This window comes from Actinoplanes utahensis, from assembly GCF_016862455.1.
Lineage (GTDB): Bacteria > Actinomycetota > Actinomycetes > Mycobacteriales > Micromonosporaceae > Actinoplanes > Actinoplanes utahensis.
The window spans coordinates 80,296-100,081 of the sequence record NZ_BOMZ01000051.1 but is presented as its reverse complement, the minus strand read 5'-3'; the positions used below and the strand labels follow the sequence as shown (position 1 = coordinate 100,081).

Genomic DNA, 19,786 nt, shown 5'->3' with positions numbered 1-19,786 from the left:
GTGCCGCCCGTGAGCAACACGTTCCAGGTCGACCTGCGGGGCATCGTCGACCTGCTCAGCCACCACCTCTACGCGAGCCCCCGCGTCTACGCCCGCGAGCTGCTGCAGAACGCCGTCGATGCGATCACGGCGCTCGGCCCCGGCCACGAGGGCGTGGTGACGATCGTGTCGTCCGGCGCCACCGGTGACGGCTCGCTGCGCATCGACGACAACGGCATCGGCCTCACCGAGGCGCAGGTGCACGAGCTGCTGGCCACCATCGGCCGCAGTTCCAAACGGGACGAGTTGGGGTTCGCCCGGCACGAGTTCCTCGGGCAGTTCGGCATCGGTCTGCTCTCCTGCTTCCTGGTCGCCGACGAGATCCGGGTTCACACCCGCCGGGCCGATGCCGCCCCGGTGCTCTGGATCGGCTATTCCGACGGGCGTTATGACGTCCGTCCCGGTGCCGACCGTGAGCCGGGCACCACGGTCACCCTGCTGCCGCGCCGTGGCGCCGAGCAGTTCCTGACGTCGGAGTCGGTGACCGAGTTGGCCACCGACTACGGTTCGCTGCTGCCGGTCCGGGTCGAGGTCGACGGGCGCAAGGTCACCGTCGGCACGTTGCCGTGGGAGCTGCCGCACGAGTCCCGCCTGGCTTATGCCGAGCGCACCCTCGGCTTCCGCCCGTTCGACGTGATCGAGCTCGACGTGCCGGGCGCCGGGCTCACCGGCGCCGCGTTCGTGCTGCCCACCCCGGTCAACCCGGCGACCCGCGGCGGCCACCGGGTCTATCTGAAGCGGATGCTGCTCTCCGAGAGCATCGAGGGCCTGCTGCCGGAGTGGGCCTTCTTCGCCCGCTGTGTGGTCGACAGCACCGAGCTGCGGCCCACCGCGAGCCGGGAGGCGCTCTACGACGACGGCATGCTCGCCGAGACCCGGGAGGCCATCGCCGACCAGCTCCGCGGCTGGCTGGTGCGGCTGTCGGCGACCGACCCGCGCCGCCTCGCCGCCTTCCTGCGCATCCACCACCTCGGGGTGAAAGCGCTGGCCCTGCACGACGACGAGATGCTGCGCCTGGTCGAGCAGTGGTACCCGATGCAGACCAACATGGGCGAGGTCACCCTCGCCGAGTTCCGGTCCCGGCACGGAGTGCTGCGGTACGCCGCGACCGACGACGAGTTCCGCCAGCTCGCCGCCGTCGCCGCCGCGCAGGATGTGGGCCTGATCAACGGGGGCTACGTCTACGACGCTGAGCTGATCCAGCGCTTGGCCGTGCTGGATCCCGAGGTGCGGGCGGAGAAACTCGATCCCACCGACCTGACCACCCGGTTCACCGCGCTGGACACCGAGACCGAGCTGCTGTTGCGCCCGTTCCTGGCGGCTGCCCAGCGCCGGCTGGACAAGCTCGGCTGTGAGGTCGTGGTGCGCGCCTTCGATCCGGTGACGTTGCCCGCGCTCTATCTGGTCAGCCGGGAGGCGGCGTTCCATGACGAGTTCACCGCGAGCCGGGATCAGGCCGACGACCTGTGGGGCGGGGTGCTCGACGCGCTGGCCCGGACCGTGCCCGCCGACCGCCCGCAGTTGGTGCTGAACCATCGCAATCCGCTGATCCGGCGGGTCGCCGCTCTCGGCGACGCCGAGCTGGCCGGTCTGGCCGTCGAGTCGCTTTACGGGCAGGCGCTGCTGCTCGGCCACCACCCGATCCGCCCGGCCGACGCGGCGCTGCTGACCACGTCGTTCCTGGGCCTGCTGGATCGTGCCGTCCCCGGTGAGGAGTCCTGATGAAGACCGCGCAGGAGTTGTGGGAGCGGCTCGGCGAGGCCGAGCACCTGCCGTACGGTGCTGCCCAGATCGCCCTGGTCGAGCAGGTGCTCCGGCACGTCGATACCACCGACGACGCCGAGTTGAAGTTCTACGCGCGGCTCTTCGCGACGACCGCGTACATCTACGGCGGTGAGCCGGTGAAGGCGTTCCCGACCTTCTCCTGGTGTGTCGCCGACTTCGACCGTAACCCCGGGCCGTACCACGGCAGGTTCACGCACAACCTGTTGTGGCTGTTCAAGAGCATGGTCAACTCGATGACCTCGTTCCCCGAGGTGCCTTTGGCGCGCACCTACGCGGTGCTCGACGACATGGAGCGGCGGTACCGGGAATCCGGTCACGGTCTTCAGCCGGTCTACAAGCACCGCTACCTGGTCGCCAAGCATGTCGGCAACCGGGAGGAGGCGGAGGACTGGTTCAAGAAGTGGCAGGCCGCGCCGCGGAACGCGCTGTCCGACTGTGCGGGCTGTGACCCGACCAGTCTGGTCCGGCACCTTGCCGCCGCCGAGCGCTTCGACGAGGCCGCCGAGGTGGCGGCGCCGGTCCTCACCGGTGACCTGTCCTGTTCCGAGCAGCCGCAGAACATCCTCAGCGAGCTGATGGTGATCTACCTGAAGACCGGCCGGCCGGCTGAGGCAGCCGACGCACACCGCCGCTCGTACCTGCTGGAACGCAACAATCTCGCGGACCTGTGGGAGATCGGCGGGCACATCCGGTTCTGTGCGCGGACTGGCAACGAGCACCGCGGCCTGGAGATCCTGCAGCGGCACATCGACTGGCTGGACCGGGCGCCCTCACCCGGCGCCGCGATGAACTTCGCCGCCAACGCGGTGGTGCTGCTGCGCCGGCTCACCGCGCTCGGCCACGGGGACACGGTCGTCCGGCGGTCCGATCACCCGGACCGGACCGCTGCCGAGCTCGCCACCGAACTGGCGACGTTCGCGTCCGAGTTGGCGGCCCGGTTCGACGCCCGCAACGGCACGACGTACCAGAGCACCACCGTCGTCGAGATGATGGACGCGCAGCCGTACGGGGTGGACGTCCCGCTCTCCGCGACGGCCCGGCGGGTGCCGGTGCCGCAGGTGGCGCCGCCGGTCCCGGTCCCGGCACCGGAGCCGGTCGCGCCGATCGACGACAACGCCACCCCCGTCGACCTGATCGACCTGGCCGAGCGCTATCAGCGCGAGGACCGTGAGGACGCCGCCCGATCGGTCCTGGAGACCTTCGACGAGCGGTTCCCGGTTCCGGCCGAGCCGGCCCTTGCCGCCCGGCTGTGGTCGTTGCGCGGGTTCCTGCTGCCGGAGGCGGCCGGTGGGGAGACCCGGGCCGTCTGGGAGCGGGCCGCCGATCTGTTCACCCAGGCGGGGGATGCCGGCGAGGCGAGCATGATGCGGGCCCGGATCGCGGTGCTGCAGGCGCGCGACGAGGAGCCGACCGCCGAGCTGCTGGCCGTGGTCGAGGCGAACACGGCGTTCCATGACGCCCACGGTGACCCGGAGAGCCGGGCGAGCGCGTGGATCCGTCTCGCCCAGATGTACCGGCTGCTCGGCCGCCTGGACGAGGCGAACGAGGCCGGTGACCGGGCGGACCGGTTCGCTGAGGAGACCGGCGACGAGCGCCGGCAGGCCTATCACGCGATGGTCCGGGCGCAGAACCGGGCGATGGATCACCGGCATGAGGAGGCGTACGAGGCGGCGTCCGCGGCCTGGGCCTTCTACCGCGAGCACGGTCCGGCCATGGCGAGTGCGGAGGCCGCCGTGGTGGTCGGCCAGCTCACCGGGGATCCGGTCGAGGCGGTGACGGCCCTCAGCGAGACGTTGGCGGCGGGCCTGCCGGGTGCGGCGCTGGCCGCCCGGGCCAACCGGGGGCGCGCGTTGCTGCGCCTGGAGGAGCCGGAGCGGGCGATCGACGATTTCGTCGAGGCGATCGCGCTGCTGGCCGAGGAGGAGGCCGCGCACGAGGAGGGCGCCGCGCAGGCCGGGATCTTCACCCGCCGGGATCTGGCGCAGGCCTATCACGCGGCGGGCCGTCCGGCGGAGGCGGCCGAGGTGGGCGAGGAGGCGTTGCTCGGTTTCGAGCGGCTGGGTTTCGAGGAACCGGCTGTCGACACCCGGTTCCTGCTCGCCGCCGTCTACCGGGATCTCGGTGACACGGCCCGCGCCTTGGCGATCTACCGGGAGCTGATCGAGCAGTTGGAGGACAATCCGGCCGGTCGTGGGCAGGTCGGGGAGCAGGCCGGGCAGCTTCTCTACGACCTGGATCGTGACGGTGAGGCGGCGTTGACCTTCCGGGCCGCCGGTGAGGCGTTGCGCCAGGCCGGTGACCTGGCCGGCGAGTTGCGGCTGCTGCGCCGCCGGCTGATGGCACTGAACTACGCCGACGAGGTGACCGAGGCGGAGGAGGTGATCCAGCTGGCCGGGCAGCGTTACGAGGAGCTGCCGGACGAGGTGGCGACCGTGCCGGGTGTCCGGTGGGGCCGGTCGATCTTCGCCTTCGAGGTGGGGAACCTGCTGATGCGCCGTGGCCGCTATGCGGAGGCCCTTCCGCACCTGTACGGTGCGCCGGAACGTCTGCGCGAGATCGGCGCCGACGACGACGCCGACATGGTCGAGGGCATGCTCGCCGAGGCGCTGCTGCGTTCCGGATCACCCGCGGAGGCGGAGCGGCTCCTGAGCGGGTTGCTCAAGCGGATGGGGCCGGACGCGCCCACCCGCGAACTGGCTGAGCAACTGCACACCGAGGCGGTAAATGGGCTGAACGACCGTTAAGCCAAATCCCGGCGCCGGGTTACAGTTGCGGGGTGACGACGGTAGATCAGCGGCACCGGACGACCCCTCCGGCGCCGAGGCGGCGGTCACGCCGCGACGAGATTCTGGAAATCGCGGTGGGACTGTTCGCGTCCCGCGGCTACCACGGCGTGTCGATGGACGACATCGGTTCGGCCGCCGGCGTCACCGGCCCAGCGCTGTACCACCACTTTGCCGGCAAAGAGGCGATGCTCGTCGCCGCGCTGATCCCGGTCAGTGAAAGTCTGCTCGAAGGCGGTAAGGAACGCGTCGCCCGGCATCCGGGCGACGCGGAGGCCGCGCTCGCCGACCTGATCGATTTCCATGTGGATTTCGCGCTCGCCAACCCCGCGGTGATCGCCCTGCACCTGCACGAGCTGGACCGTCTGCCGGAGGACCCGCGCCGACAGATCCGGAAACTCCAGCGGCTCTACGTGGAGGAGTGGGTGGCGGTGTTGTCCCAGCTCCGCCCCCAGATGCCGGCCCCGGAGGCGCGGGTGCTCGCACACGCCGCGTTCGGCCTGATGAACTCGACGCCGTTCCTGGGCGGCGAGGTGGACCGGGTGCGCCGCGCCGCCCTGCTGCGCGACGCGACGATTCATGCACTGACCGGCCACTGAACAAAGCCCGGACCCGGGCAGGGCAGGGCTGGACCCGGGCAGGGCAGGGCTGGACCCGGGCAGGGCCGGACCCGGGCAGGGCAGGGCCGGATCTGAGCAGGGCCGGGGTGGAGTAAGGCTGGATCTGGGAAAGACCGAGCCCGGGCAGGACCGGGCCGAAGGAAAGCGGGGCCTGGACGAAGGCCCCACTGACAACTGAAGCACTCAGCCGAGGTCCTGGGCGATCCCCGGAGCCGACGCGCACCCGAGACCACGGACAGTTCGCCCACAAGGCGAGGACCCGACGGAAAGAGGGCCATGATCGAGTCACTTCTCATCGCCAATCGCGGGGAGATCGCCCGCCGGATCATCCGGACCGCCAAGCGGCTCGGCATCCGGACGATCGCGGTCCACTCCGATGTGGATGCCGACATGCCGTTCGTCCTGGAGGCGGACGAGGCGGTCTGTGTCGGCCCGGCCAATCCGGCGGAGAGTTACCGCAACGCCGAGGCGATCCTGGCCGCCGCCAAGTCGACCGGTGCCCAGGCCATCCACCCCGGGTATGGCTTCTTGAGCGAGAACGCGCAGTTCGCCCGTACCGTCGAAGCAAATGGCCTGGTGTGGGTCGGTCCCGCCGCCGATGCGATAGCCGCGATGGGGGACAAGATCAATGCCCGGAACCTGATGGCCGCCGCCGGCGTGCCGGTGGCGCCCGGATCGCAGGATCCCGCCGACAGTGCCGAGGCCGCGCTGGAAGCGGCCGAGGCGATCGGCTTCCCCGTGATGGTCAAGGCCGCTGCCGGAGGCGGCGGGATGGGCATGGCCGTCGCCGCCGACGCCACGCAGTTGGCGACGGAGTTCGAGAAGGTGCGCAGTTTCGCCGAGCGGATGTTCGGTGACGGCGCCGTGCTGATCGAGCGCTACTTCCCACGGGTACGGCATGTCGAGGTGCAGATCCTCGGGCTGGCTGACGGCCGGGTGATCGCCCTCTCCGAGCGGGAGTGTTCGGTGCAGCGCCGTAACCAGAAACTGGTCGAGGAGGCGCCCTCTCCCGCGGTGAGCCCGGAGTTGCGCGAGCGCCTCCTGGCCGCCGCCGTCAAAGCGGGCGAAGCGGTCAACTATCGCAATGCGGGCACAGTGGAGTGTCTGCTCGACCCCGCTACCGGTGAGTTCTTCTTCCTGGAGATGAACACGCGCCTGCAGGTCGAGCACCCGATCACCGAGCTCATCCACGGCATCGACCTGGTGGAGGCGCAGCTCCGGATTGCGTCGGGACTTCCGCTGGAGAATGAACAAACAGGACAGACCGGCCATGCAATCGAGCTGCGGATCAACGCCGAGGATCCGAAACGCTTCTTCCCCGGACCCGGCCGGATCACCACCTGGGTCGAGCCGGGAGGTGACGGCGTCCGGGTCGACTCCGGTTACGTCGCCGGCAACACGGTCAGCCAGAACTACGACTCCCTGATGGCGAAGCTGATCGTCTTCGGTGCCGACCGGGACGACGCGATCGCGAAGGTCCGTGCCGCCGTCGCCGGTTTCCAGATCGCCGGGCCGAAGAACAACCTGCCGTTCTTCGCCGAGCTGCTGGAGAACCCGGAGTTCCTGTCCGGTGACTACGACACCGGCATCGTCGGGAGGATGCGGTGATCTCCATTCGCGAGGTCGCGCCTCGCGACGGCCTGCAGAACGAGGAGCCCATCCCGGCCGAGGCCAAGGTCCAGTTGCTCGACGCGCTGAGCCGGACCGGGGTGCGCCGGATCGAGGCGGTCTCCTTCGTGCACCCGAAGGCGATCCCGCAGATGGCCGACGCCGACGAGGTGTGGGCCGCGGCCTGGCACAACCCTGAGGTGCGCTATTCCGCACTGATCCCGAACACCCGTGGCGCCCAGCGTGCGCTCGCCGCCGGTTTCCGGGAGATAGAGGTGGTGGTGTCGGCGAGCGACACCCACAACCGGCGCAATCTCAACCGGTCCACCGAGGAGTCGCTGGACGACATCGGGCAGCTCATCCCGCTGGTGCACGAGGCCGGCGCGACGCTCGAGGTGATCGTCGCGACCAGTTTCGGGTGCCCGTTCGAGGGCGACATCGATCCGGACCGGGTGGCGGGCATCGTGGCGCGGGTCCGCGCCGACGGCGCGGACCGCATCGCTTTCGGCGACACGACGGGCATGGCGACTCCGCGGCGGGTCCGCGACCTTCTCTCCGTGGTACGCCCGGACCTGCTCCATTTCCACAACACCAGGGGTACGGGTCTCGCCAACATCCTGACCGCTCTGGACCTGGGCGTCACCGAGTTCGACGCGAGCGCCGGCGGCCTGGGTGGATGTCCGTACGCGCCGGGCGCCTCCGGGAACGTGGCCACCGAGGAGGTGGTGCACATGTTGCACGACATGGGCATCGACACCGGAATCGACCTTGATCGCCTGATTGTCGCCGCTGAACTGGCCGAGCGTCTGGTGGGCCGGCAACTGCCGTCCGGCGTGCTTCGAGCGGGGCCACGTACGCGCTTGGTGTGACTTTCACTGCTCTTTCCAGCGGTCGATTTTCCGATTTGTCCGCGTGACTTTCCGCTCGCTCCCGTCGTTACCAATACCGAGCAGCCAATAGCACCTGTTACCGACTAACAGGACTAATCGGCCGCCGACCGACGATGAGGAGTGGATCATGATGGGCTGGGGGGTCGAGCGCCACGAGCGCACGGCGAGCCGCTCCGTGATCACTCACGGCGGCTCCCCGCTCATGCCGTCCCACAGCCAGGGGGCGGAGCGGCGGACGGAGCGCCGCGCACGGCGTACCGGATCCCGGTGGGCCCTGCGTGCACTCGTCATCGGTGGGCTGGCCGGGGCGGCCTGGCTGCTCACCGGTTCCGCCGCGCAGGCCGCCGGGTCCGACGATCTGGTCGGGGCCGTGCTGGACGATGTCGCGACGGTGACCGGGTACGAACCCGCGGTCGGCGAGATCCTGGAAGCGGTTGCCCAGCCGCCGGAGACGCCCGCACCGGAGAACCATCGGCCCGAGTGGCCGGTGGACACGCCTGAGCAGGATGTTCACGACGACGTCGCGCGGCACGCGGCGACCGGTTCCCCGCGCGCCAGCGGTGGGACGACGGACGATCGAGCGCTGCCAGCGACGGCGGAGCCCGTGAGTGAACTGCCGAAGGCGCCCGCCGCTGTCCGGATGCCCGCCCAGCCGGCGGAGCGGACGGCGGCGAACCACAGCACCCGGGCCGCCCGGGCCGGCGGCGTGACGCCGTCCCGTCCGGCGAAGGCCTATGTCCACCGGCTTATCCCGGCCGCCCGGCCGGCGCCGGAGACGACCCGCACCGACGTGCCTGCCTACCGCGGGGTCACGCCGGTACGGATGACCCTCGGAGCGACATCCCAGGAGACCGGCTCGGTGGCCGTGCTCCCGGCCCGGGTCGCGAACGGCGCGGTGGAGGAACGCCCGCTCCCGTTCGCGGCCGAAGCCTTCCGGCACGACGCCGAGGCACCGACCGTCTCGCCTGACCAGTAACGGCGCGCAACCGCATTCCACCGGCGCATTCCTCAACCGTTTGCGCACAAACGGCGAATCCGCAGTCCGAAGCGGACGCGCGCTGACCTGCTGAGTCGAAAACCGGAGAAATCACACCAGGGCACCGCTGTGCCCGAAATCAGCTCCGGAAAAAGCACCTCAATTGAATACGCGTTTCATTGCTGATCATTTTTCGAAAGGCATCCCTTTTCTCATGAAGAAGACGTGGGTTCGTAAGACTCTGAGTGCCGGTGTCCTCGCCGCCGGTGCGCTGCTGCTCGCCCCGGCCGCCGTCGCGCAGGCCGACATCGGTCAGGCCAATGCCGCCAACGCCGGTTTCCTGAACGGCACGCAGATCGCGATGCCGGTGACCGTTCCGGTGAACCTGGTCGGCAACTCGGCCGCCGTCGCCGGTGTGTCGCGCAGCATCGGCGCCGGCGCCAACCAGGTCGAGAACGGCCGTAAGGGTGGCATCGGCCAGGTCAGCGCCGGTAACCGCGGCTTCGCGAACGGCACCCAGGTGGCCGTGCCGGTGACCGTTCCGGTCAACGTGGCCGGCAACGCGGCGGCGGTGGCCGGTGCGGCCGACGCGAAGGGCGTCTCGGCGAACCGGCTGGAGAGCACCAAGACCGCCGAGCACGGCTGGTACACCGTCGGTGGTGGCAGCGACATCGGCCAGGCCAATGTCGGCAACGTCGGCTGGCTCAACGGCACCCAGGTGGCCATGCCGGTCACCATCCCGGCCAACGCCTGCGGCAACTCGCTCGCCCTGATCGGCGGCTCCAGCGCGTACGGCGCCTGCGCCAACCAGATCGGCGGCGGTTTCGGCGGGCAGGTCGTTCAGCCGTACGAGAGCACCACCAAGAAGGCCAAGCGCACCGAGAACGGCAGCGGGCTGTTCCCGGGTTCGGGTTCCAGCCTCATCGGGATCGGGCAGGCCAACTACCGGAACCGCGGCTTCGCGAACGGCTCCCAGGTCGCCGCCCCGATCACTGTGCCGATCAACGCCTGTGGCAACTCGCTCGGCGTCCTCGGTTACGCCAGCGCGTTCGGTTCCTGCGCGAACCACATCGGCGGCGGGGTCGCGTACCGTCAGCCGGTCCAGTTCGTGAAGCCGCTCGTCCCGGTCTACCCGGTTCCGGGTTACGTCGTCGGCGAGGACGACTGCGGCGACTGGGGCAACGACGTCCAGGACTACAGCGGCGACGACTGCAAGGACGACGACGGCGACGTCCGCGGCGACCAGGGTGGCTACGGCGACCAGGACGACCAGGGCAACGACGACGCCGGGTACGACAAGGGCGGCCGGGACGACGTGGACGAGCTCCCCGCCGACGACACGGACGTCAAGGGCGACGGCTACGGCACCGCGCCGGCTCCGGCCGCCGTGGACCACCAGGACACCCCCAAGGCCCCGGGCTACGTCAAGGGCGACAAGGGCGACAAGGGTGACAAGTACGGCAACAAGGCCGGCGGCCGCAGCGCTGAGGAGTCCGCGGTGTCGGGCCTGACCCAGCAGCTGGGTGGCACCGGGACTGCCGGCCTCGGCGGTTTCGACCTGCTGGGCACGCTGCGCTGAACTGCGCGGTAACAGACCGGGTTGCGCCGGTCCCGGGCGTGACCCGCATCGGCGCTCTCCGGCGCCGATGATCACCGGTGCTCCTCCACAGCTCCGGTAGCAGTGAAAACGAACGGGAGTCCCCGCAGCCGGCGGGGGCTCCCGTTCGCCGTTGCCGCCGTGCCTCACCTGAGCTAGCCTAACGAGCGTTAAGTCTAACGACCGTTAAGGATGGGGAGCCATGGACGGCGAAGCGCTGGCCGGGGTCCGCAAGCGTGTGCTGGCCGGCGGGGCGGAGCGTTATCACGCCGCCAACGCGGCCAAGGGCAAGCTCTTCGCCCGCGAGCGGATCACGCTGCTGGTGGACGAGGGTTCGTTCGTCGAGGACGGTCTCTACGCCAACAGTCTCGCCGACGGCCTGCCCGCCGACGGCGTGATCACCGGAGTGGCCCGGATCGACGGCCGAAACGTCTGCGTGATGGCCAACGACTCCACGGTGAAGGCCGGCTCGTGGGGCGCCCGGACCGTCGAGAAGATCATCCGCATCATCGAGCGCGCCTATCAGCAGGGTGTGCCGATGGTCTACCTGGTCGACTCGGCCGGTGCCCGGATCACCGATCAGGTCGATCTCTTCCCGGGCCGGCGCGGCGCCGGCAAGATCTTCCACACCCAGGTCAAGGCATCCGGGTCGATCCCGCAGGTCTGTGCGCTGTTCGGTCCGTCCGCCGCCGGTGGGGCGTACATTCCGGCCTTCTGCGACGTGGTCGTCATGGTCGAGGGCAACGCGAGCATGTACCTGGGCTCCGACCGGATGGTCGAGATGGTCACCGGGGAGAAGACCACGCTCGAGGCGATGGGCGGCGCCCGGGTGCACTGCACCGAGTCCGGTGTCGGCCACTTCCTCTGCAAGTCCGAGCACGAGGCGCTCGAGGTGGTCCGTGACTACCTCTCCTATCTGCCCTCGGACTGGACCGGGACGCCACCGGCGGCTGCCGCCACCGGTCCGGCGAACATCGATCTCGCCGCGCTGGTTCCGGTCAGCGAGCGTCAGGCCTTCGACATGCGGCGGTACGTCAAGGGCCTGGTCGACGAGGGTTCGTACTTCGAGATCTGGGCGCTGTGGGCCCGTGAGCTGACCGTCGGATTCGCGCGGCTGAACGGCGAGGTCGTCGGCATCGTCGGCAACAACTCGATGTTCAAGGGCGGTGTGCTCTTCGTCGACTCGGCCGACAAGGCGAGCCGGTTCGTGCAGCTCTGTGACGCGTTCAACGTACCGCTGCTGTTCCTCACCGATGTGCCCGGTTTCATGGTCGGCACCGCGGTGGAGAAGCAGGGCATCATCCGGCACGGCGCCAAGATGATCACCGCGATCTCCGAGGCCACGGTGCCGAAGATCTGCGTGGTGGTGCGGAAGGCGTACGGCGCCGGTCTCTACGCGATGGCCGGTCCCGGTTTCGAGCCGGACGCGACGATCGCCCTGCCCACCGCCAAGATCGCGGTGATGGGCGCAGAGGCCGCGGTGAACGCCGTCTACGCCAACAAGATCGCGGCGATCGAGGACCCGGAGGAGCGGGCCGCGTTCGTCGCGCAAGCCCGCGCCGAGTACGAGCGCGACATCGACATCATGCGCCTGGCCAGCGAACTCGTGGTGGACACGGTGGTCGAGCCGGGCGATCTGCGGGCCGAACTGGTGCGGCGCTTCGCCGTCGCCCGTGGCAAGGACCGCTCCTTCTCACGGCGCCGGCACGGCGTCACTCCGGTTTAGAGAGAGGTAGTCATGGTCGACTTCCGGCTCGGCGACGAGTACGCGGAGTTGCGCGCCAGCGTCCGGCAGTTCGCACAGGAGCAGGTCGCGCCGGTCATCGCCGAGCACTACGAGGGCAAGACCTTCCCGTACGAGATCGTCCGTCAGATGGGCAAGATGGGCCTTTTCGGCCTGCCGTTCCCGGAGGAGTTCGGCGGGATGGGCGGCGACTACTTCGCGCTCTGTCTCGCCCTGGAGGAGCTGGCCAGAGTGGACAGCTCGGTCGCCGTCACCCTGGAGGCCGCGGTCTCGCTCGGCGCCATGCCGATCTTCCGGTACGGCACCACCGAGCAGAAGGAACGCTGGCTGCCCCGGCTGATCAGCGGGGAGGCGCTTGCCGCCTTCGGCCTGACCGAGCCCGGCGCCGGCTCGGACGCGGCCGGCACCACCACCCGTGCCGTCCTCGACGAGAGCACCGGCGAGTGGGTGATCAACGGGACGAAGGCCTTCATCACCAACTCCGGCACCGACATCACCTGCCTGGTCACGGTGATGGCGGCGACCGGCACGAACCCGGACGGCTCCAAGGAGCTGTCGACGATCATCGTGCCGTCCGGCACGCCGGGGTTCACTGTGGCGCCCGGGTACTCCAAGGTCGGCTGGTGCGCGTCGGACACCCACGAGCTGTCCTTCGACGACGTGCGGGTTCCCGCCGCGAACCTGCTCGGCGAGCGGGGCCGCGGCCTGGCCCAGTTCCTGCGGATCCTGGACGAGGGCCGGATCGCCATCGCCGCGCTCTCGGTGGGGCTGGCCCAGGGCTGCGTGGACGAGTCAGTGACGTACGCCACGAACCGCACCGCCTTCGGCAAGTCGATCGGCGGCCACCAGGCCGTGCAGTTCCTGATCGCCGACATGGACATGCGCGCCCACGTGGCCCGGCTCGGCTACTACGACGCGGCCGCCCGGATGCTGGCCGGCGAGGACTTCAAGCGGTACGCCGCGATCGCCAAGCTGAACGCCAGCAACGCAGCGATGGAGAACAGCCGGTACGCCACCCAGGTGCACGGCGGCTACGGCTTCATGAACGAGTCCGCGGTGGGCCGTTTCTACCGCGACGCGAAGATCCTCGAGGTCGGTGAGGGCACCTCCGAGGTCCAGCGCATGCTGATCGCTCGCGGACTCGGTCTCTAGAAAGTCTCTTTCAGGCGGGCGGCGCGGTCTCCGCGCTGCCCGCCGCCGCGTTCGGGTTGACCGCGTCGCGGATCGCTCGCAGCGAGTCGAGCATGCCGGCGAACCGATCCTCCGGCAGCACCCCGACATACCACTTCTGAAGCAGCTCCAGGTGCCCCGGCAGGACCTCGGCGAGACGCTGCATGCCGTCCTCGGTGATCACCGCGTAGGAGCTGCGCCGGTCGCTGGGGCACGCCTCCCGCCGGACCAGGCCGGTGCGCTCCATCCGGTCGACGACTCGGGTGACGCCACTGGTGGAGAGGGTGGTCTGGCCGGCCAGATCGGTCATCCGGAGCTGGTTGCCGGGGGACCGGGCCAGGCGCATCAGCACCTCGAACTCCACCTGGGAGAGACGGTGCTCCTCATATTGTGCGGCGAGCCGGCTCATCAAGCCGGTGTAGGCCTCCGCGAGCAGGCCGACTGCGGTGAGGCGGGGGTCGTCCAGGTCCTTGTTCACGAGGTCAACATTAGCAGGCGCTTGACAGGAGGAATATTGCTCAGCATATAGTTGCTGTGTCAGACAAGCATCCACCCGCAGCGTTCTTGAGAGAAGGCAGTGTCATGACCGTCAGCACTCGTGCGTTCGAAGGCCTCCAGATCCCCGCCGCCGGCACCTACGAGCTGGACGCGGCGCACAAGCGGGTCGGCTTCGTCGTCAAACACCTCATGGTCAGCAAGGTGCGCGGCCAGTTCGCCGAGGCAAGCGCCACCATCGTGGTCGGGGAGAATCCGCTCGACTCCTCGGTGACCGCGTCGATCAAGACCGCCAGCGTCGAGACCGGCCAGGTCGACCGGGACAACCACCTGCGCACCGGCGACTTCTTCGAGGCCGAGAAGTATCCGACGATGGAGTACCGCAGCACCGGTGTGAAGTCGCATGCCGGCGCCGAGTTCGTCCTGGACGGCGAGCTCACCATCAAGGGCGTGACCCGGCCCGTCGAGCTGGTCGTCGAGTTCGAGGGCGCCACCACCAGCCCGTACGGGCAGCACCTCTTCGGCTTCAGCGCGCACACCGAGATCGACCGGGAGGACTGGGGCCTGACCTACAACATGGCCCTGGAGGCCGGCGGCGTCATGATCGGCAAGAAGGTGAAGATCGAGATCGAGGGCGAGGCCATCCTGCAGCAGGGCTGACCGTCCACTCTCGCACCGAAGGCGCCGCCCGCAACCCCGGGCGGCGCCTTCTTCGGATGTCTGGCGGTCCTCCGCCGGGAATGGCAGGGTGAACCGAGCGCAAGCTTTCGTTCACAGAGCGGTGATCGACCGTCCGTTTCGTCCTCAGTCATCCCCGGGAGGGCACATGGGCAAAGATCTGGCCACCGCGGCGTTCTCGCCGCAGGATCGGGTGCGTTTCCGGCGGAAGGTGCGCGGCTGCCTGGATGTCCTGGCCGGCATGCTGCAGGACGAGCGGTTCGAGGACGGCGGGCCGAGCGCGGGCCTGGAGATCGAGATCAACCTGGTCGACCCGGACGCCGGCCCGGCCATGCGCAACACCGAGATCCTGGCCGACCTCGGCGACCCGCGATTCCAGCCCGAGCTGGCCCGGTTCAACCTCGAGCTCAACGTGCCGCCCCGGCGGCTGCTGGGGGACGGGCTGGGCGACTTCGAACAGGACATCCTGGACGCCCTGCGCGCCGCCTCCGATTGCGCCCGCAAGGCCGAGAGCCGTCTCCTGACGATCGGGATTTTGCCCACTCTCACCCCCGAGCACCTGGTGCTGGCCAACCTCACCGACAACGAGCGGTTCCGCGCGCTGGACGCCGAGATCGCCGGTGCCCGCGGCGACGACTTCCGGATCGACATCCGCGGCGCCGAACGGCTCACCACCAGCAGCGACACCATCGCGCCGGAAGGCGCCTGCACCAGCGCGCAACTGCACCTCCAGGTCGCGCCGGACGACTTCGCGCGCTACTGGAACGCCTCCCAGGCCGTCGCCGGCGTGCAACTCGCGCTCGGCGCCAACGCGCCCTTCCTCTACGGCCGCCGGCTCTGGGCTGAGACCCGGATCCCGTTCTTCGAACAGGCCACCGACGCCCGGCCGGACGAGTTCAGCGCGCAGGGCGTACGTCCGCGGGTCTGGTTCGGCGAAAGCTGGATCTCCTCGGTCCTCGACCTTTACGAGGAGAACCTTCGCTACTTCCCGCCGCTGTTGCCCGAGGTGAGCGACGAGGATCCGGTTGCGGTGCGCACGGCAGGTCACATTCCCCAGCTGTACGAGCTACGCCTGCACAACGGCACGGTCTACCGCTGGAACCGGCCGGTGTACGACGTGGCCGCCGGGCACCCGCACCTACGGGTGGAGAACCGTGTCCTGCCGTCCGGCCCGACCGTGAGCGACCTGCTCGCCAACGCCGCCTTCTACTTCGGACTCGTGCGTGAGCTGGCCGAGCACGACCCGCCGATCTGGCGCCGTCTGACGTTCGCCGAGGCGGAGGCCAACTTCCGGGCCGGTGCCCGGGACGGCATCGAGGCCGTGCTGACCTGGCCGGGAACAGGCGAGGTACGGGCGACCGACCTGGTGCTAGACGTGCTGCTGCCATGGGCGCATTCCGGTCTGGACCGGCTCGGCGTGCATCCGGCCCAGCGGGACCGGCTGCTGGGCATCGCCGAGGACCGCTGCCGGGCCGGCCGCAACGGGGCGACCTGGCAGGCGGCGACGGTCCGTGCCGCGGAGGAACGCGGGCGCGCCCGGCCGGAGGCGCTGCGCGAGATGACGCAGCGCTATCTGGAGTTCCAGCGCTCCAACGAGCCGGTCCACACCTGGCCGATGTGAGTCACTTCTTCGGATCCTCGGGCGGGTTGATCCGGGCGATCGTCGGCTTCGCCGGCGGTGGCGTGATGGTCGAGCGGGGCGGTGCGGCGTCACCGGTGCCGTTCCTCCGTTTCGCCGGCGCCCGGCCGGGCGCCGGCCTGCTGGCGGCGGCGATCTCCGGATCGCCGACCGGCGCTTTCGGCGCGGGCGGCTTCGCCGGCGGTGTCTCCAGCGGTATTTCCCGAGGCTTCTCCGCGGGCGCCGGCTGGGGAGCGGTGGCCCGCTGGACCGGGGCGGCGGCGCGCCCGGTCGCCTTCGCGGGTTCCGCCTCGACAGGAGCGCCGGACAGGGCGGCCGGCGATCCCACCTGCCGGTCGAGACGGTGCTGCCGGCCCTTGGCGAGACCCACGGTCAGCGCGGACCCGCCGATGCCGGCCAGGACCGCGTACGGCGCGATCAGGTACGCCGACTGCAGCGGACCCGTCGCCGCGGTGAGCTGCGGCGCCAGCGTGAGGAACGAGAACGCGACAAGCAGCGGGCCGACCGCGCCGGAGATCGCCGTGCCCAGTCCCAGCTCGCCTCGCAGGGCCGCCGGAGCGGCCGCGACCAAGCCGATCAGGAAGGCCGCGAACAGGGTCAGCAGAGCACTCGGCCAGTAGATCCCGCCGTATCGCACCGGGGACACCGACTCGGCGAACTGCCAGCTCGTCAGATAGGTGGCGAAGTCACGCCCGCTGGCCAGCTCGGCCGCCACACCGGCGAGGGCCAGGGCCCACAGCCAGAGGGCGGTGCCGATCAGATTGGCCGCCACCGGCCCGGAGGAGACCGCCCAGAAAGCGATCACCAGGCCCGCGACCAGGCCGGCCAGCGCGTAGGAGGCGGCGACGAGTTGCGGGGAGAGCATGTCGGCGCGCACCGCCGAACGGGCCGGCAGCGCGATAAGCATGACCGGCACCAGGCCGCCCAGCGCCGAGGCCAGCGACAGCACGAATCGCCAGAGCGCACGCCAGCGGCCGGGTCGTTCAGCTCTCAGCCGCCCGGCGATGACCGCGCCCAGCACGGTGGCGCTCGCCGTGATCCAGGTGGCCCAGCCGAGACTGCCCAGCCAGGCGCTCTCCGCCTCGGTGGCGGTCACCGGCCAGGCGATCACGCCCAGTCCGTAGCCCAGGCCCAGTTGTGCGGCCCCGGTGCCGGCGGCGATCCCGGCGGCCGTGGCGGCCTGCGATGTCAAGCCCTTGTCGGCCATGCCGCGCACTGTACTGCTCGCCGCCGATGTCTGGGAAATGGTCACGTGGGCTGCTTTCCGCTGGTGAAAACGCCACTCCGCCTGCAAGATTCGGTACTTTGACGCTGCGACGAGTGCGGATGTACGCCAGCGGAAGGAACCGGTGATGCCCGAGGATCGCGATCCGGACCAGCCGGAGCCTGTGGACGGTTCCACCCGGCCGGGCGATCCGGACTCCACGCGGCCGGACTCCACGCAGTTGGACTCCGCGCGGCCGGACTACACGCCGCCGGACTCCGCGCGGCCGGACGACGTCTGGACCGGCAGAGCCGGGGTCCGGCCGTACGGCGCCGTGCCCCGCGATCCGTTCGAGGGTGAGAGCGACTGGGCCGACCCGGACGCGGCCGAGCCGTCCGGCCGTTGGTGGGCGCCGATCGCCGTCGGCACCGTCGCGGTGACGCTCGCCGGCCTGCTCGTCTTCGGGATCACGGTGATCCTGCAGAACACCGGCGGTGACACCGACCCGCCCACCACCACGCCGACCGCGGTCCGGATCACCACCAGTCCGCCCGGCGCCGCGGTCACCACCGCGCCCACCACCACCACTGAGACGGTGAGCGTGGCGCCGACGACCGATCCGGTGGACTCCGAGATCACCGTGCCGGCGCTGCGGGGGATGCCGGTCGCTGACGCGCAGGCGGCACTCACCCGTACCGGTCTGGGCTGGCGGGTGATCCGCCGGGAGAGCGACGCTGAGCCGGGCACTGTCATCAACTGTGATCCGGCGGAGGGCCAGCAGGTGCCGTCCGACACTCTGGTGACCCTCGTCGTGGCTGCCGCGCGGGCCGGTGAACCGGCCCCGTCGGCCACCGTGCCGTCAGCCGGCGCCCCCAGCTAGTGACCGCGGGGGCCGCGCCCCGAACCGGCGTGTGTGGTTCAGCAGTCCCTGACGCCGGAACTGCACACACCTGGGCTGCACACGTCAGCGGTTGGTGGCGCGGACCGTCCGGGCGGGAAGAGTGCCCGGACGAGTGGCCGGCTGGCGCGCGTTGCGGGCGCGTGGATCGGGTCCTTTACCGACCGCACGCAGGCCGTTGACCTGCACGAAGATGGAACGGCGTTCGACTGCGTCACCGGCGGCGTTCAGCTCGTAGCCGTCCAGCCAGACCCAGCCCTCGTAGGTCGGCCAGTCATGAACCCGGATGACCCGGAACAGCATCGGTGATGCGAATTGGACGCTCGCCGCTCTCGTCACGTGGACGACATCACCGGACCGAGGTAGAACCACGTCATCTCCTGCCCTGAGACTCATGTGGGATGTGGACTTTGGTGACCGAGTGCCCCAGTTTGCCGCCTGAATGCACTCTTGCAAGCCTTCGGAGGATTCACCGTCGAAGGAGGTTGCTTAACGTCACTGCCGCCGAACAGCCCCACCCGTGTCGGGGCGGAAGTCCAGAAAGGACCGCCAGGGCTCGGCGCCCCGTGATGGACGTCGTTTTGTTGCGATTTCATCAACTCTGACCGTGTCACTCAAGAACATTAAGTGACGGTGGCCATACGGAAAGATTGCACCACCAGTCTCGTCGATGCAAGTTGCATGTCACGCTTCCGTGATTCTCCGTGATCATCCACTGTGTCGGGACGATCATGAGCGGGTCGCGAGAACCGGCGGTGGGATCGCCGCGGCGCTCCCGCTCCCCGTCGGCGCCGCCTTGCTGTGGAGCTGCGCGGACTCGGTGCGGCGGCCGGCGTGACCTCCGATGTGTGGCGGCGCGGCCCGGCCGTTCGCCGTCGAAGATAACCCGTGCCGAAATCGGGCAAAACCGAGTCCCCGGCGCTGACCTAAGCCGCATGTCAGCCAATTATCCCGCAAATACGGACGTACCGGAATAGCCGCACTAAATTGCTCGACGGTCTGTCGCCCTGGCCGCCTGAGCAGCGCTTACGTCGGCTTCCCGTGCAGTGCTAGATCAATTCAGGCGTACGGGCGGCGGGTCATTCCGGACCTCTGGCGAACCGGGGCGCGCGCGGATTCACTCATTGGATCCGCCCGATGGGATGACGCCGGTCCAGGAATCGGGCATCGGGTCCGAGTCCGCGGGCGACGCCGGTCGTTGTTGATTCAGAACGATCCAATCGATGAGTGCCGTGTGGTCGTCGCGACCGTCTGGGCCGCTGCCGCGTAGAGGAGCCGTTGTGGAGATCGAGGCGAAGGGCCTCCGGGTCGATCTGAGCCGGGCCCGGTGGTTCAAGAGCAGCCGGAGCGGTCCGGGCCGTGACGACTGTGTCGAGGTGGCGTTCGTCGGCGAGGCGATCGCGGTACGGGACTCGAAGAACCCGGCGGGCGCGGCACTGATCTTCACGGCGGCCGAGTGGGACGCGTTCGTGGATGGCGCCAAGGACGGTGAGTTCGACCTCTGAGGACGTCGGCGCGGTCGGCCCGGGGACCGGATCGCACCGACAGAGTGTCGCTATTTGCCCGATTTCGCCGTCGCTGTGCGCGGCGAGCCTCGTTGAAGAGTCCAAGCGCGGACCGGACCGCGCTGTGGGCCGGGACACATCACCGAACGAGGCAA

The 19,786-nt window shown here is 69.8% G+C and carries 17 protein-coding genes; 14 read left to right on the top strand and 3 right to left on the bottom strand.

Annotated elements, in window-relative coordinates:
• Positions 1 to 9 precede the first annotated feature (9 nt).
• From Aut01nite_RS19725 to Aut01nite_RS19685, 9 genes are all read left to right on the top strand, one after another.
• Entirely contained in the window at positions 10 to 1,761 is a 1,752-nt protein-coding gene (locus tag Aut01nite_RS19725; protein WP_043525884.1) for an HSP90 family protein, read from the top strand.
• Complete coding sequence (locus Aut01nite_RS19720; RefSeq protein ID WP_204037593.1) at positions 1,761 to 4,568, top strand: tetratricopeptide repeat protein; 2,808 nt, start codon at positions 1,761 to 1,763, stop codon at positions 4,566 to 4,568. The genes Aut01nite_RS19725 and Aut01nite_RS19720 overlap by 1 nt, the downstream gene beginning before the upstream one ends.
• Positions 4,569 to 4,600: 32 nt before the next feature.
• Positions 4,601 to 5,206 (top strand): TetR/AcrR family transcriptional regulator, encoded by a 606-nt coding sequence (locus Aut01nite_RS19715; RefSeq protein ID WP_043525795.1) that lies wholly within the window; start codon positions 4,601 to 4,603, stop codon positions 5,204 to 5,206.
• Between the two features lie 297 nt (positions 5,207 to 5,503).
• Entirely contained in the window at positions 5,504 to 6,835 is a 1,332-nt protein-coding gene (locus tag Aut01nite_RS19710; RefSeq protein WP_043525794.1) for an acetyl-CoA carboxylase biotin carboxylase subunit, read from the top strand.
• Positions 6,832 to 7,704, top strand: a complete 873-nt coding sequence (locus tag Aut01nite_RS19705; protein WP_043525792.1) for a hydroxymethylglutaryl-CoA lyase — start codon at positions 6,832 to 6,834, stop codon at positions 7,702 to 7,704. Before Aut01nite_RS19710 ends, Aut01nite_RS19705 begins: the two co-directional genes overlap by 4 nt.
• 148 nt (positions 7,705 to 7,852) lie before the next feature.
• Positions 7,853 to 8,701, top strand: a complete 849-nt coding sequence (locus tag Aut01nite_RS19700) for a hypothetical protein (protein ID WP_152628749.1) — start codon at positions 7,853 to 7,855, stop codon at positions 8,699 to 8,701.
• Between the two features lie 214 nt (positions 8,702 to 8,915).
• Complete coding sequence (locus Aut01nite_RS19695) at positions 8,916 to 10,280, top strand: chaplin family protein (protein WP_043525789.1); 1,365 nt, start codon at positions 8,916 to 8,918, stop codon at positions 10,278 to 10,280.
• Positions 10,281 to 10,500: 220 nt separating this feature from the next.
• A complete protein-coding gene (locus Aut01nite_RS19690) occupies positions 10,501 to 12,024 on the top strand; it encodes an acyl-CoA carboxylase subunit beta (RefSeq protein ID WP_043525787.1) in 1,524 nt (507 codons plus the stop codon).
• 12 nt (positions 12,025 to 12,036) lie between these two features.
• Positions 12,037 to 13,194 carry an acyl-CoA dehydrogenase family protein gene (locus Aut01nite_RS19685; RefSeq protein WP_043525786.1) on the top strand — a complete coding sequence of 386 codons (1,158 nt, stop codon included), beginning with the start codon at positions 12,037 to 12,039 and terminating at the stop codon, positions 13,192 to 13,194.
• A gap of 10 nt (positions 13,195 to 13,204) precedes the next feature.
• Here Aut01nite_RS19685 and Aut01nite_RS19680 read toward each other — a convergent pair whose 3' ends face one another.
• Positions 13,205 to 13,690, bottom strand: a complete 486-nt coding sequence (locus Aut01nite_RS19680) for a MarR family winged helix-turn-helix transcriptional regulator (protein WP_043525784.1) — start codon at positions 13,688 to 13,690, stop codon at positions 13,205 to 13,207.
• Positions 13,691 to 13,794: 104 nt separating this feature from the next.
• Here Aut01nite_RS19680 and Aut01nite_RS19675 point away from each other — a divergent pair, with 104 nt between their 5' ends.
• Together Aut01nite_RS19675 and Aut01nite_RS19670 are read left to right on the top strand one after the other, a co-directional pair.
• Positions 13,795 to 14,367 carry a YceI family protein gene (locus Aut01nite_RS19675; RefSeq protein WP_043525783.1) on the top strand — a complete coding sequence of 191 codons (573 nt, stop codon included), beginning with the start codon at positions 13,795 to 13,797 and terminating at the stop codon, positions 14,365 to 14,367.
• A gap of 166 nt (positions 14,368 to 14,533) precedes the next feature.
• Positions 14,534 to 16,006: a glutamate-cysteine ligase family protein gene (locus Aut01nite_RS19670; protein ID WP_043525781.1), complete on the top strand. Its 1,473-nt coding sequence runs from the start codon at positions 14,534 to 14,536 to the stop codon at positions 16,004 to 16,006.
• 1 nt (position 16,007) lies between these two features.
• Here the strand turns inward: Aut01nite_RS19670 and Aut01nite_RS19665 are convergent, their stop codons facing one another.
• Positions 16,008 to 17,231 carry a hypothetical protein gene (locus Aut01nite_RS19665; protein ID WP_043525780.1) on the bottom strand — a complete coding sequence of 408 codons (1,224 nt, stop codon included), beginning with the start codon at positions 17,229 to 17,231 and terminating at the stop codon, positions 16,008 to 16,010.
• Positions 17,232 to 17,376: 145 nt separating this feature from the next.
• Here Aut01nite_RS19665 and Aut01nite_RS19660 point away from each other — a divergent pair, with 145 nt between their 5' ends.
• Positions 17,377 to 18,108, top strand: coding sequence for a PASTA domain-containing protein (locus Aut01nite_RS19660; RefSeq protein ID WP_043525778.1), 732 nt, complete (start codon positions 17,377 to 17,379; stop codon positions 18,106 to 18,108).
• Between the two features lie 84 nt (positions 18,109 to 18,192).
• Here the strand turns inward: Aut01nite_RS19660 and Aut01nite_RS19655 are convergent, their stop codons facing one another.
• On the bottom strand, positions 18,193 to 18,522 hold the full coding sequence (locus Aut01nite_RS19655) for a hypothetical protein (RefSeq protein ID WP_052163826.1): 330 nt from the start codon (positions 18,520 to 18,522) through the stop codon (positions 18,193 to 18,195).
• Positions 18,523 to 19,099: 577 nt separating this feature from the next.
• On the opposite strand from Aut01nite_RS19655, the gene Aut01nite_RS45135 reads away from it, so the two are divergent.
• Positions 19,100 to 19,396, top strand: a complete 297-nt coding sequence (locus Aut01nite_RS45135) for a Scr1 family TA system antitoxin-like transcriptional regulator (protein WP_465252433.1) — start codon at positions 19,100 to 19,102, stop codon at positions 19,394 to 19,396.
• A gap of 10 nt (positions 19,397 to 19,406) precedes the next feature.
• Positions 19,407 to 19,631, top strand: coding sequence for a DUF397 domain-containing protein (locus tag Aut01nite_RS19650; RefSeq protein ID WP_052163825.1), 225 nt, complete (start codon positions 19,407 to 19,409; stop codon positions 19,629 to 19,631).
• Positions 19,632 to 19,786: the final 155 nt, after the last annotated feature.

Bases quoted from the DNA above. Each gene is read 5' to 3' on its own strand.
- Aut01nite_RS19720 (WP_204037593.1), top strand. From the start codon at position 1,761: ATGAAGACCGCGCAGGAGTTGTGGGAGCGGCTCGGCGAGGCCGAGCAC.
- Aut01nite_RS19710 (WP_043525794.1), top strand. From the start codon at position 5,504: ATGATCGAGTCACTTCTCATCGCCAATCGCGGGGAGATCGCCCGCCGG.
- Aut01nite_RS19700 (WP_152628749.1), top strand. From the start codon at position 7,853: ATGATGGGCTGGGGGGTCGAGCGCCACGAGCGCACGGCGAGCCGCTCC.
- Aut01nite_RS19695 (WP_043525789.1), top strand. From the start codon at position 8,916: ATGAAGAAGACGTGGGTTCGTAAGACTCTGAGTGCCGGTGTCCTCGCC.
- Aut01nite_RS19690 (WP_043525787.1), top strand. From the start codon at position 10,501: ATGGACGGCGAAGCGCTGGCCGGGGTCCGCAAGCGTGTGCTGGCCGGC.
- Aut01nite_RS19685 (WP_043525786.1), top strand. From the start codon at position 12,037: ATGGTCGACTTCCGGCTCGGCGACGAGTACGCGGAGTTGCGCGCCAGC.
- Aut01nite_RS19675 (WP_043525783.1), top strand. From the start codon at position 13,795: ATGACCGTCAGCACTCGTGCGTTCGAAGGCCTCCAGATCCCCGCCGCC.
- Aut01nite_RS19670 (WP_043525781.1), top strand. From the start codon at position 14,534: ATGGGCAAAGATCTGGCCACCGCGGCGTTCTCGCCGCAGGATCGGGTG.
- Aut01nite_RS19665 (WP_043525780.1), bottom strand. From the start codon at position 17,231: ATGGCCGACAAGGGCTTGACATCGCAGGCCGCCACGGCCGCCGGGATC.
- Aut01nite_RS19660 (WP_043525778.1), top strand. From the start codon at position 17,377: ATGCCCGAGGATCGCGATCCGGACCAGCCGGAGCCTGTGGACGGTTCC.
- Aut01nite_RS19655 (WP_052163826.1), bottom strand. From the start codon at position 18,522: ATGAGTCTCAGGGCAGGAGATGACGTGGTTCTACCTCGGTCCGGTGAT.